Annotated in this window: 12 protein-coding genes; all 12 read left to right on the top strand. The window is 33.7% G+C overall.

The genetic code is table 11. The annotated features are described in order from the left end of the window. The first annotated feature begins 10 nt into the window (after nt 1-10). Nucleotides 11-1,507, top strand: a complete 1,497-nt coding sequence (locus WA327_RS12550; protein ID WP_336070263.1) for an aldehyde dehydrogenase family protein — start codon at nt 11-13, stop codon at nt 1,505-1,507. A 72-nt stretch (nt 1,508-1,579) separates the two neighbouring features. Further along, nucleotides 1,580-1,939, top strand: coding sequence for a DUF779 domain-containing protein (locus tag WA327_RS12545; protein ID WP_336070262.1), 360 nt, complete (start codon nt 1,580-1,582; stop codon nt 1,937-1,939). Between the two features lie 198 nt (nt 1,940-2,137). Continuing rightward, the gene (locus WA327_RS12540) at nt 2,138-2,557 is read left to right on the top strand and encodes a terminase gpP N-terminus-related DNA-binding protein (protein ID WP_336070260.1); all 420 of its coding nucleotides are present in this window, start codon (nt 2,138-2,140) and stop codon (nt 2,555-2,557) included. A gap of 116 nt (nt 2,558-2,673) precedes the next feature. Beyond that, the gene (locus WA327_RS12535; RefSeq protein ID WP_336070259.1) at nt 2,674-3,906 is read left to right on the top strand and encodes a hypothetical protein; all 1,233 of its coding nucleotides are present in this window, start codon (nt 2,674-2,676) and stop codon (nt 3,904-3,906) included. 26 nt (nt 3,907-3,932) lie between these two features. After that, complete coding sequence (locus WA327_RS12530) at nt 3,933-4,193, top strand: DUF4212 domain-containing protein (RefSeq protein WP_304141355.1); 261 nt, start codon at nt 3,933-3,935, stop codon at nt 4,191-4,193. A 31-nt stretch (nt 4,194-4,224) separates the two neighbouring features. Continuing rightward, complete coding sequence (locus WA327_RS12525) at nt 4,225-5,991, top strand: sodium:solute symporter family protein (RefSeq protein WP_336070256.1); 1,767 nt, start codon at nt 4,225-4,227, stop codon at nt 5,989-5,991. Nucleotides 5,992-6,109: 118 nt separating this feature from the next. Beyond that, nucleotides 6,110-6,304 carry a hypothetical protein gene (locus WA327_RS12520; RefSeq protein WP_304141359.1) on the top strand — a complete coding sequence of 65 codons (195 nt, stop codon included), beginning with the start codon at nt 6,110-6,112 and terminating at the stop codon, nt 6,302-6,304. Next, nucleotides 6,297-8,987: a sensor histidine kinase gene (locus WA327_RS12515; RefSeq protein ID WP_336070252.1), complete on the top strand. Its 2,691-nt coding sequence runs from the start codon at nt 6,297-6,299 to the stop codon at nt 8,985-8,987. Before WA327_RS12520 ends, WA327_RS12515 begins: the two co-directional genes overlap by 8 nt. A gap of 18 nt (nt 8,988-9,005) precedes the next feature. Then, nucleotides 9,006-9,371 carry a response regulator gene (locus tag WA327_RS12510; RefSeq protein ID WP_336070250.1) on the top strand — a complete coding sequence of 122 codons (366 nt, stop codon included), beginning with the start codon at nt 9,006-9,008 and terminating at the stop codon, nt 9,369-9,371. A gap of 85 nt (nt 9,372-9,456) precedes the next feature. Beyond that, entirely contained in the window at nt 9,457-9,675 is a 219-nt protein-coding gene (locus WA327_RS12505) for a hypothetical protein (protein WP_336070249.1), read from the top strand. Between the two features lie 2 nt (nt 9,676-9,677). Continuing rightward, nucleotides 9,678-11,570, top strand: a complete 1,893-nt coding sequence (locus tag WA327_RS12500; protein ID WP_336070247.1) for an acetate--CoA ligase — start codon at nt 9,678-9,680, stop codon at nt 11,568-11,570. Nucleotides 11,571-11,603: 33 nt separating this feature from the next. After that, the gene (acs, locus tag WA327_RS12495; protein ID WP_336070246.1) at nt 11,604-13,511 is read left to right on the top strand and encodes an acetate--CoA ligase; all 1,908 of its coding nucleotides are present in this window, start codon (nt 11,604-11,606) and stop codon (nt 13,509-13,511) included. Nucleotides 13,512-14,003: the final 492 nt, after the last annotated feature.

Raw genomic sequence — 14,003 nt, 5'->3', positions numbered from 1 at the left:
ATTAATAACTATGAGTTACTCTAAACCAAAATTTAAAGAATCCTATGGCAACTTTATAAACGGAAAGTTTGTAGAGCCTGTTGGAGGCGAGTATTTTGAAAACACATCGCCAATAGATAAGTCTTTAATTGCAAAATACCCAAGATCTCAAAAAGAAGATGTAGAACTTGCTTTAGATGCAGCCAACTCAGCAAAAGAAGCTTGGGGAAACACTTCTGCAACCGAACGTGCTAATCTTTTAAATAAGGTAGCAGATATTATTGAAGCTAACTTAGAAGAATTTGCGTTAGTTGAAACTTGTGATAATGGTAAGCCAATTCGTGAAACTTTAAATGCAGATGTACCTTTATCTGCAGACCATTGGCGTTATTTTGCATCTTGTATTCGTGCAGAAGAAGGTAGTGCAACAGAGTTAGATCAAAACACCTTATCCATGAATATTAAAGAGCCACTTGGTGTCGTTGGACAAATTATTCCATGGAATTTCCCATTATTAATGTTGTCTTGGAAGTTGCCACCAGCATTAGCAACTGGTAACTGCGTGGTATTAAAACCAGCAGAACAAACACCATCTTCTGCCACTTTGTTAATGGAAAAAATAGCAGATGTATTTCCTCCAGGTGTGATTAATATCATTCACGGTTTTGGACCAGAAGCTGGTAAACCATTAGCATCAAGTTCTCGTGTTGATAAAGTAGCTTTTACAGGAGAAACAACTACAGGACAACTAATTATGCAGTATGCATCAAAGAATCTAAATCCTGTAACTATGGAATTAGGAGGAAAGTCGCCTAACATTTTCTTTAATTCGGTTATGGATCATGATGATGCTTTCTTAGATAAAGCTATAGAAGGTGCAGTTTTATTTGCTTTTAATCAAGGTGAAGTATGTACTTGTCCATCTCGTATTTTAGTACAAGAAGATATTTACGATAAGTTTATGGAGCGTGTTGTGGCGCGTACCAAAGCAATTGTACAAACTAGTCCTTACAGTACAGATTGTATGGTTGGTGCGCAAGCCTCTAATGATCAATACGAAAAAATTCAATCTTATATAAAAATAGGAAAAGAAGAAGGAGCTAAAGTTCTTTGTGGTGGTGACGCTAATAAAGAAGGCGATTTAGGCAACGGATTCTTTATCCAACCAACCATTCTAGAAGGTCATAATAAAATGAGAGTCTTCCAAGAAGAAATTTTTGGACCAGTAGTTTGCGTAACCAAATTTAAAGACGAAGCTGAAGCTTTAGAGATTGCTAACGATACACTTTACGGTTTAGGTGCTGGTGTTTGGACACGTGATGCACACCAACTATACCAAATACCACGAGCTATAAAAGCAGGTCGCGTTTGGGTAAATTGTTACCATTCTTATCCAGCACATGCGCCATTTGGAGGATACAAAAAATCTGGTTTTGGTAGAGAAAACCATCAAATGATGATGAGTCACTACCGTCAAACTAAAAACATGCTTATCTCTTACGATAAGAATAAGTTAGGTTTCTTTTAGTATATAGAAATTTATAATAGCGGAAAAAGGCTGGATTTAATTAATTCAGCCTTTTTTATTAAATTTATAGATATGCAAAGAATAGATATAACAGAACAAGCAAAAGCGATTGTTAATCAGCTGAAAGAAAAACATGGCGATTTGATTTTTCATCAAAGTGGCGGATGTTGTGATGGCTCTGCACCAATGATTTTTGAAAAAGAGGATATGTATTTAGATGAAAGTGATATACATCTTGGAGATATACAAGGTGTGCCTTTTTATATGAATAAAGATCAATTTGAATATTGGAAACATACACATTTAACTATAGATATTACTGAAGGTAGAGGTGCAAGTTTTTCTTTAGAAATTCCTTTAGGAATACGTTTTATAATTCACTCGCGTATATTAACGCAAGAAGAAGACGCACATTTTAATCCAAAAGTATAATAATTTAATAGTTAACCTTAAACTAAAACAAAACCCTGTGATATTTTATTACAGGGTTTTGTTTTATCTATAATTTTAGGTGTAAATATCTATCAAGTCCATATTTTTTTAGTGTTTTAATTGATTAGTTGATAAAAATTTGAAGTTTTTATCAATTTATATTCGCTAAATTAATATATTTATGCTAAAATAATATATATGAAGATCGATTTGTGTCCAAATTGTGGTTCTGACCACTATATAAAAAGTGGAATTGTAAACGAAAGACAACGTTATAAGTGTAAAAAATGTAACTATTTTTTTTCGGTAAATAAGATAGGTAAGAAGATTGACGACTATTATGTAAATAAGTCTTTACAGCTATATTTAGAAGGATTAACCTATAGAGAGATCGAACGTATTTTAGGTGTTTCTCACGTAAGTATTATGAACTGGGTAAAAAAATACAACATCAAACGACCATATAATTCTAATTATCACCCAACGTATAAAATTTTAAACGCAACAGAATTAGGGAATTACTTTCAAAAAACCGAAAATATTAAAGGTGCTGGTGTTGTTGTCACAGAGCTTGGGGATAAATTTATGCTAATAAAATGGGAACGTTTTAAGGATTAGTATAATTATTTAACAGATTAATATATTAATTTTCTGTTAACACATACTTTTTTAGAGTTTAGTAGTGCACACAAAACCAATATTTTAATTTATTCACTAACTAACTCTTTAAAATTATGAGAAAACAAACTCTTTTATGGATTGGACTATTCTTTATGTCCTTTCAATTTATGAATGCTCAAGGTTCGCCAGATTATAATGGAGGATTAAAAGTAAAATTTGACGAAGAAGGTAATAAGTATCTACGTGTTATTTCTTGGGCTCAAATGCAAGCAGGTTATAATTTTGATCCCGCAACAGATGCAAGTGCATTAAACTTCAATTTACGTCGTGCACGTGTTTTAATGTTCTCGCAAATTACAGACAAATTTTTAATATTAACTCACTTCGGGCTTAATAGTCTTAATAGTGGTTCCATGAGCCCAACAGGTAAGGGTGAAGGTTCTCAGTTGTTCATGCATGATGTATGGGCACAGTATAATATTGCAAAAGATCATTCTGTCGGCGGTGGTTTACATTATTTTAATGGTATTTCTAGGTTAAATAATCAAAGTACATTAAATATGATGACATTAGATAACAACCGTCAATCATGGGCAACAATAGGATTATCGGATCAATTTGCGAGACACGTAGGTGTTTTTGCTAAAGGAAAATTTGGTAAACTTCAATATCGTGTTGCTATTAATGATGTGACAGCTTCAACTTTGGATGCAAGAACACCAGATGCAGGTGGTGCTGCAGTGTATAATGGAAGAAGTATTTTAGGATCTAAAGATTCAGGAAAAGCTTATGCAGGATATTTTGAATATAACTTTTTAGATCAAGAATCTAACTTTTTACCATATAAAGTAGGTACTTACTTAGGAGGCAAAAAGGTTTTCAATGTAGGAGCTGGTTTCTTCTTACATCCTAATGGCTCTGTTATAGATGCAGGCACATTAACAATACCTGATTTACAAGGTGAGGATGTAGCTATTTTTGCTGTTGATGCTTTTTATGATGCTCCTTTAGGAGAAGACGGTAGTGCTTTAACTGCATATGCTACATATCAATCTAATGATTATGGCAAAGATTATCTTTACAGTGCTTACGGTACAGGAAGTATGTTATACGGTCATGTAGGTTACGTTTTTGCAGGAGATAAAACAAAAACACGATTCCAACCATATGTGTCTTATGGTAATAATACTTATGATGCTGTTAATGATGATATGAATACATTAGGTATTGGAGTTAATGCATATATGAGTGGTCACAATTCAAAATTAACACTTGAGTATAAAAACCAAAAATTTGGTAGTACAGATACAAGCGGATTAACGCTTCAAGCAATGATTTATCTATAAAAAACTAATTATAACTAAAGAACATTATGTCTGATAAACAACAACACGCAACAGCGTACTGGAAAGAAAACTTAAAGTATTTAATTATACTGCTTTCTATTTGGTTTATAGTGTCTTACGGATGCGGAATCCTTTTTAAAGATGCTTTAAATGAAATAAGACTTGGCGGATTTAAACTAGGGTTCTGGTTTGCACAACAAGGATCTATTTATGTATTCGTAATTCTCATTTTCGTTTACGTAAGATTGATGAACAAATTAGATAAAAAATACGGTTTCGACGAGTAAGCCTTAACTAAACTAAAAACAAAAAAACATTATGAGTGTACAAGTATGGACATGGTTATTAGTAGGGCTATCTTTTGCTCTATATTTCGGAATTGCAATATGGGCTAGAGCAGGCTCAACAAAAGAATTTTACGTTGCTGGTGGTGGTGTTTCTCCGTTAGCAAACGGTATGGCTACAGCAGCAGACTGGATGAGTGCAGCTTCTTTTATAAGTATGGCTGGTATTATTTCGTTTGCTGGTTATGATGGCTCAGTATATTTAATGGGTTGGACTGGTGGATATGTACTTCTAGCCTTGCTCTTAGCACCTTATCTACGTAAGTTTGGTAAGTTTACTGTGCCAGATTTTATTGGTGATAGATATTATTCTAACACAGCACGTACAGTAGCGGTTATTTGTGCTTTAATTGTATCATTTACTTACGTTGCAGGACAAATGCGAGGTGTAGGTATTGTATTTTCACAATTTTTACAAGTAGATATTAACTTAGGAGTAGTTATCGGTATGGCTGTGGTTTTAGTATTCTCTTTATTAGGAGGAATGAAAGGAATCACATACACGCAAGTTGCACAGTATTGTGTATTAATCTTTGCGTTTATGGTACCAGCGTTTTTCATCTCTATGCAAATGACAGGAAATATCATACCTCAAATAGGAATGGGTGGAACTGTTGAAGGTGGTGAATTTTTACTTGACAAATTAGATGCACTACATACACAACTTGGTTTTAACGAATATACTAGCGGAACAAAAAGTACTTGGGATGTATTTGCTATTACTTTAGCATTAATGACAGGTACTGCTGGATTACCGCACGTAATTGTTCGTTTCTTTACGGTGCCAAAAGTAAAAGATGCACGTAAATCTGCAGGATACGCATTATTATTAATTGCTATTCTTTATACAACTGCACCTGCAATCTCTGTATTCTCTAGAACTAACTTAATCGAAACAGTAAGTAATAAAGAATACTCTGAAATTCCTGAATGGTTTAAAAATTGGGAAAATACTGGATTAATAGCATGGGCAGATAAAAATGGAGATGGAAAAATTCAATATGTTGCTGGTAACGCTTTAGAAGGTAAAAAACCAGTATATACAGAAGAAAGAGGTCAATACGGACAACGTATGGTGGCTAATGTTAGTGATGCTTCTAACGAATTATACGTAGATAGAGACATTATGGTATTAGCAAACCCAGAAATTGCTAACCTACCAAACTGGGTAATTGGTTTAGTGGCAGCTGGTGGATTAGCAGCAGCTTTATCTACAGCAGCAGGTTTACTATTAGTAATTTCTACATCTGTATCTCATGATTTAATTAAAAAGCAATTAAAACCAGATATCTCTGATAAAGGTGAATTAACTTGGGCACGTGTATCTATTTTCGTAGCTATATTAATTGCTGGTTACTTTGGTATTAATCCTCCAGGATTTGTGGCAGCTGTCGTCGCACTAGCATTTGGTCTAGCAGCAGCATCATTCTTCCCAGCGATTATCTTAGGTATTTTTGATAAGCGTATGAATAGCAAAGGAGCTATCTCAGGAATGGTAGTAGGTATCGTAATTATGTTATTCTACATGATGAAATTTAAATTAAACATGTTTGGCGGTGGTACTGCAGAAGACTGGTGGTTTGGGACATCTCCAGAAGGGTTTGGTACTATTGCAATGCTAATAAACGTAGTAGTTTCGGTAGTCGTATCAAGATTAACTCCTGCGCCACCTCAAGATGTTCAAGATATGGTGGAAAACATTCGTATTCCATCAGGAGCAGGCGAAGCTTCTTCCCATTAAAACATTGTTCTTTATCTTAAAATAATTAAGAGCATATTTTAATTTAGTTAGTTAAAATCAGCATTACACCTCGTAATGCTGATTTTTATTTATATTAGTATTCTCTTTTAAAAATTACATGAAAAAACGCCACGAGCAAAAATTGATTGTTTTATCCATAGCATTATTTTTAATGTTTAATCTGCCTTTTGTTCTTATTTTTAATGTAGATGGGCATTTGTTTGGTATTCCTTATTTCTATGTGCTTATCTTTTCTACTTGGCTATTATCAGTAGTTATTTCTTTTATTGTTCTAAAGCGCCATTATGAGTAATTATGCGTTAGTGATCATAATTGTCGTGTATTTAGCAGTGTTGTTTTACATTGCTTTTATAGCTGAAAAAAAGCGTCAGAGTAAATGGGTGAACAACCCTTATGTATACACCTTATCTTTAGCAGTTTATTGCTCAGCTTGGACATATTATGGAAGTATTGGTATTGCTGCTAATTCTGGTATTAACTTTTTACCCATTTATTTAGGTCCTGTTATTGCAGCTCCATTGTGGATTGTGGTATTGCGGAAAATCATCCGTATTTCTAAACAACATAAAATTTCATCTATTGCAGATTTTATCTCTTTACGATACGGAAACAATCGATTTTTAGGCGCATTAGTAACTGCAATTTGTTTGATAGGAACATTGCCTTACATTTCTTTACAGTTAAAAGCAGTTTCTGAAACTTTTGAAATTATGTCTGATGATACCAGCTATATTTCAACATCAATTATAGATGATTCTACATTTTATGTGGCTTTGCTATTAGCTGTTTTTGCCACGTTTTTTGGTACACAAAACACGGATGCTTCCGAGAAACATAAAGGGATTATAGCTTCTGTGGCTTTTGAGTCTATTCTAAAACTTTTATTCTTTTTAGTGATTGGTGTCTATGCTACGTATTATTTATTTGGCGGAACTTCAGATATTTATAACAAGATTTCAGCAATTGACGATTTAAAACCATTAACAACCATTGGTAGTTTAGAAGAAGGTTTTAATTGGGCTTTTACTATGGGATTATCGTTTATGGCTATTTTTTTATTACCAAGACAGTTTCAGGTTTCGGTGTTAGAAAACAATCGCGAAAAGCACTTAAAACAAGCCATTTGGATGTTTCCGTTGTACTTGTTGCTTTTTAATGTTTTTGTGATTTTTATAGCTTGGGCAGGAAAATTAACCTTCGGGAATACTCAAAACGCCGAATATTTCACTTTATTTTTACCATTAGAACAAGGACATTCTTTTTTAGCAACACTTGTGTTTTTAGGAGGGTTTTCAGCAGTTATTTCTATGGTAATTGTATCAACTTTAGCATTGTCTACCATGGTTAGTAACAACTTGATTATTCCTTATGGTTTCTTAGATAAATTCATAAAAAACCAACCAGAACGTAACTCTAAGTACATCAAGAATATTAGACGTATTTCAATATTTTCTATAATTATTTTTGCGTATTTCTTTTACGTGTCGTTTTCAAAAGAGTTGTCGTTGTATTCTATTGGGTTAATTTCATTTACTATTATTTCGCAATTAGCACCTTCGTTTTTTATAGGTTTATATTGGAATCGAGGCTCGGCAAGAGCAGCTATTATTGGGATGATTGTAGGTGTTTCTATCGTATTATATACTCTAGTATTACCGTTTACATTAGATGCATTTACTGGTAATGATAGCTTTGCACAATTTGGTCTTTTCGGTATTGAAGCATTAAAACCTTACGCATTATTTGGTTTAGATTTTTTAAGTCCGCCAGCTCACGCATTTTTCTGGAGTATAAGTTTTAACCTATTGTGTTACTTAGTGTTTTCTTTAATTTATAAAGGAAATTATAGAGAACGAAACTACGCCGAAATGTATGTAGATAGTAAAAACTTTACCACGTTGCAAGATAGCGCCTTAGTTTGGAAAGGTGAAGCTTACGTTAATGACATTAAAAATGTGTTGATACGTTTTTTAGGTGAAAACAGAGCCAATCGTGCTTTAAACATCTTTTTTACAAAATACAAGCTACCTCAAGACACGCAATTGGCAGATGCACGTTTAATTAACTTTTCAGAAAAACTATTAACAGGTAGTATTGGATCGGCTTCTGCTAAAATTTTGATTGCTAGTGTGGTGAAAGAAGAACAAATTAGTTTGGTCGAAGTACTTAAAATATTAGAAGAATCTAAAGAAAACATTGTCAACAATAAAATTCTTATAGAAAAATCGCAAGAGTTATCACAATTGTCATCACAACTTAAACAAGCCAATAACGAGTTGATTGTAAAAGACAGACAGAAAGACGAATTTTTAGATACCGTTGCTCACGAGCTTAAAACACCAATAACAGGTATACGTGCCGCTACTGAATTATTGATGGATGAAGACGATGATATGCCTAAAGACATGAAGCAACAGTTTTTAAAAAATATACTTCAAGATTCAGATCGTTTAGGACGTTTAATCAATAACATTTTAGATTTTGAAAAGCTAGAAACAGGACGTTTAAATTTAGATATTAGCCGTCAGGATATTCATGTAACCATAGCAAAAGCAATTTCTAGTTTAAAGCAGATTGCAGCTAAAAAAGAGGTGCATATTATTAATAAAAATCAGCATCATTTTTATTTACATTATGATGAAGATCGTATTCTGCAAGTGCTTACAAATCTGTTATCTAATGCATTAAAGTTTTGCGAGCCTAAGAGAGGAGAAATAGTTGTAGATTATAAGCTATGTAATCATTTTTTAGAGATATCGGTGAGTGATAATGGTAAAGGAATACCAGAAGAAGATCATGATTATATCTTTGATAAATTTTACCAATCGCAACACCAAAATACCATAAAACCACAAGGAAGCGGATTAGGATTGGCGATTACAAAACAAATCGTAGAAAAACATCACGGAAAGATTTGGGCTAAAAAAGGGTTAAAAAATGGCGCAAGTCTTGTTTTTACGCTACCTTTTAAGTAAATTGTACCACATTTTTATATGAAGAAGAAGATTTTAATTGTAGACGATGAGCCTAACATAGTGATGTCGTTAGAGTATACCTTTAAAAAACATGACTTTGAAGTGTATATTGCAAGAGATGGAAGTGAGGCGTTAGAGATATTAAAAACACAAAAGCCAGATGTTATTTTGTTAGATATAATGATGCCTAATGTAGATGGTTATCAAACATTATTTCATATAAAATCAGACGAAAAATTAAAAGATATAAAAGTGGTTTTTTTAACCGCTAAAAATAAAGCGTCAGATATTGAAAAAGGATTAACCCTAGGTGCAGACAAGTATTTAACTAAGCCTTTTTCAGTAAAAAAAATAGTTTCAGAAATAATGGAACTTGTCGCTTAACAACATAAGCGTTAGTCTTAATAGGACTAATTAAATATTGGTTTTGTGTGCAAACAAACAAGTATTTAATTAAAATATAAAGACAATGAAACTTCGCATCAATCCTTTAGCATCAGATATAATCATTTGTATCTACGTTGTTGCTACTTTGTACCTAAGATTTAAATGGCAAAGCCAAACTATTGTAACACCAATATTATCTATTGTAGTTGGTTTATCCTTTGTGGCTATTATTTGGGCATTGATAAAACTTAAAGTGCTTAATCCTAATTGGTTCGGTCTTTTTAACTCTAAAAAAGCGTAATCATGCCATATCAAGATTTCTATAAAAAAAGTATAGAACATCCAGAACAATTCTGGAAAGAACAAGCGCAACAATTAGAATGGTTTAAACAGCCAGAAACCATTTTGTCTAAAGACCAACATGATTATTATCAATGGTTTGAAGATGGAGAACTTAACTTAAGTTATCTGTGTATAGACAAACATATTAAAGATGGTTTTGGTGATCAAGATGCCATTATTTACGATTCGCCTGTGACGCATACCAAGCAACACATTACCTTTAATCAATTACATGAAGAAGTCTCTAAATTAGCTGGCGGACTGCAAAGCTTAGGACTTAAAAAAGGAGATACCTGTATTATTTATATGCCTATGATTCCACAAGCATTATATGCGATGTTGGCTTGTGTAAGAATTGGTGTAATACACTCAGTTGTTTTTGGTGGTTTTGCTCCGCATGAATTGGCTATTCGTATAGACGATTGTAAACCTAAAGCAGTCATTACCGCATCAAATGGCATTGAAATACAACGTATCATTCCTTACAAACCATTTGTTGATGAAGCTATTATACAATCCGAAAGCAAACCAGAACATGTTATTGTGTTTGATAGAGGTCAAGGTGTAGATATTCCTAAAAAAGATTATGATGTAGACTATCAAACATTAGTCAATAATTCAGAATCTGTAGAGGCTATTGCATTACCAGCAACACATCCTTCTTATATTTTATATACTTCAGGAACAACTGGAAAACCAAAGGGAATTATTAGAGATACAGGTGGTTATGCTACTGCGTTAAAATTCTCTATGAAATATGTGTACGGTGTAGACGAAGGTGATACTTATTGGGCAGCAAGTGATGTTGGTTGGGTCGTAGGACATAGTTACATTGTTTATGCGCCATTATTAAACAGAAATACCACTATTTTATTTGAAGGTAAGCCAATAAAAACACCAGATGCTTCTACCTTTTGGCGTGTTATTAGCGAGCATAATGTAAAAGTGATGTTTACAGCGCCAACAGCTATTAGAGCGATTAAAAAAGAAGATCCAGACGGGCAGATGATAAAGCGTTTTGATTTATCATGCTTAAAATATCAGTTCTTAGCTGGTGAACGTTGTGATGTAGCAACACTAACATGGACGCACGAAAAATTAAACGTTCCTGTGATTGATCACTGGTGGCAAACCGAAAGCGGTTGGCCAATGTTAGCTAATATGGTTGGTGTACAATTACAAGAAGTAAGACCAGGATCGGCAAGCTTTCCGGTAAGTGGTTATGATATTCAAATTTTAAATGAAGAAGGTCACGAAGTAGAAGCAGGTGTAGAAGGTTATGTTGCTGCCAAATTACCATTACCACCAGGAACATTAATGAATTTATGGGGAAACACAGAACGTTTTAAATCAGGATATTTAAACAAATTTCCAGGGTATTATTTTTCTGGCGATGGTGGTTATAAAGACGAAGATGGTTACGTGTTTATTACAGGTAGAGTAGACGATATTATAAACGTTGCTGGTCACAGATTATCTACTGCCGAAATGGAAGAAATTGTAGCCTCTCATAAATCGGTTGCCGAATGTGCTGTATTTGGTGTACACTGCGATTTAAAAGGACAAAAACCATTAGGGTTAGTCGTTTTAAAATCAGGAGAAGCTACAAATCATGAAAGTATTCAAAAAGAAATCATTCAAGATGTACGTCATGAAATTGATGCAGTAGCATCATTTAAAGATGTCTTAGTAGTTAACCGTTTACCAAAAACAAGAAGTGGAAAAATTCTTCGTAAATTACTAAGAAATATAGCAGACGAACAGCAGTATAACATACCATCAACCATTGATGATGTAGCAATTATAGATGAAATAAAAACCGTTTACGAAACCCATCATATTGGGATTCATTAAATTAAAACAAAACTAAATTAATATATAAGCATTATGAGTAATTATCATATAAAACACTTAGAAGAATACTACCAAGTCTATCGTAAATCAGTTAGAAATCCCGAAGTTTTTTGGGAAGAAATTGCCGAAGAACATTTTATGTGGCGTAAAAAATGGGATAATGTTTTAAGTTGGGATTTTACCAAACCAGAAGTAAAATGGTTTGAAGGTGCACAACTAAATATTACCGAAAACTGCATAGATAGACATCTATATACACGTGGCGATAAAACCGCTATTATTTTTGAACCTAACGATCCAAAAGATCCAGCAGAGCATATTACGTATCGCGAGTTACATGAGCGCGTATGTAAGTTTGCCAATGTACTAAAAGATAAAGGTATTGGTAAAGGCGATCGCGTTTGTATTTATCTACCGATGATTCCAGAATTAGCCATTTCAGTATTAGCTTGTGCACGTATTGGTGCAATTCATTCTGTTGTGTTTGCAGGATTTTCATCTACAGCATTAGCAACACGTATTAATGATTCAGAATGTAAAATGGTCATTACAAGTGATGGATCATACCGTGGATCAAAAACTATTGATTTAAAAGGTATTGTTGACGAAGCTTTAAATGAATGTGAGTGTGTAGATAGCGTATTAGTTGCAAAACGCATTAATAGCGATATTAATATGAAAGATGGTCGTGACCATTGGTTACAACCTTTGTTAGACGACGCTTATCACGAATGTGAACCAGAAATTATGAATGCAGAAGATCCGTTATTCATCCTATATACTTCAGGTTCTACAGGTAAACCAAAAGGCATGGTACATACCACTGCAGGTTATATGGTATATACGGCGTATACGTTTAAAAATGTGTTTCAATATAAAGAAAAAGATGTGTATTGGTGTACGGCAGATATAGGTTGGATTACAGGACATAGTTACATTGTTTACGGACCATTATGTAACGGTGCAACAACCGTAATGTTTGAAGGAGTACCAAGTTATCCAGATTTTGGTCGTTTCTGGGAAATAGTGGAAAAACATAAAGTTAACCAATTCTATACAGCACCAACAGCTATTCGTGCATTAGCAAAAGAAGGTGTAGACCACTTAGAAAAACACGATTTATCATCTTTAAAAGTGTTAGGTACTGTTGGTGAACCAATTAATGAAGAAGCTTGGCACTGGTATGATGATAACGTAGGAAAGAAAAAATCGCCAATTGTAGATACTTGGTGGCAAACTGAAACAGGAGGTATTATGATAACGCCAATTGCGTTTGCTACGCCAACAAAACCAACCTATGCGACGCTTCCATTCATCGGAATTCAACCTGCATTAATGGATGAGCATGGACAAGAAATAAAAGGCAATCAAGTAGATGGTAGACTTTGTATAAAATTCCCTTGGCCAAGTATGGCGCGTACTATTTGGGGAGATCATCAACGTTATAAAGACACGTATTTCTCAGCTTATGATAACAAGTATTTTACAGGAGATGGCGCTTTAAGAGATGAAGTAGGGTATTACCGTATTACTGGTCGTGTGGATGATGTGATTATCGTTTCAGGACATAACTTAGGTACTGCACCAATTGAAGATGCTATAAACGAACATCCAGCAGTAGCAGAATCTGCAATTGTAGGTTTCCCTCATGATATTAAAGGAAATGCATTGTATGGTTACGTCACTTTAAAAGAAACAGGTGAAGGACGTGATCATAACAATTTACGTAAAGAGATCAATCAATTAATTACCGAACAAATTGGACCAATTGCTAAGTTGGATAAAATTCAGTTTACTAATGGATTACCAAAAACACGAAGCGGAAAAATTATGCGTCGTATTTTACGTAAAATAGCAAGTAAAGATACTAGTAACTTAGGAGATACTAGTACATTACTAAATCCAGAAGTCGTACAAGAGATTATGGATAATGCTTTGTAGTCTTTAATTAAATACGTTAACTAACAAACTAAATATTTGATTATTTAAACAAAAACACCTTCAATTTTGGAGGTGTTTTTTATTATTATAAACATCCCATTGTCATTGCGAGGACGCAGGACGAAGCAATCTCTTTTTAATAACTATTAATTAATGACTAACTAAGACACAAATTACCCTTAAACCAAAAAAAAGAATTTCTATAGTCACTTCGATCGCAGAGAGAAGTCACATAATTAATCATTAACAACTAGTGAGATTCCTTCAGTCGTACCTCCTTCGGAATGACATTAAGGTTGTCATTACAAGCGTCCTATTGTCATTGCGAGGACGCAGGACGAAGCAATCTCTTTTTAATAACTATTAATTAATGACTAACTAAGACACAAATTACCCTTAAACCAAAAAAAAGAATTTCTATAGTCACTTCGATCGCAGAGAGAAGTCGCATAATTAATCATAAATAACTAGTGAGATTCCTTCAGTCGTACC

It is taken from the genome of Mesoflavibacter sp. CH_XMU1404-2, from assembly GCF_037029465.1.
Taxonomy (GTDB): domain Bacteria; phylum Bacteroidota; class Bacteroidia; order Flavobacteriales; family Flavobacteriaceae; genus Mesoflavibacter.
This window is presented reverse-complemented; position numbering and strand designations above follow the sequence as displayed.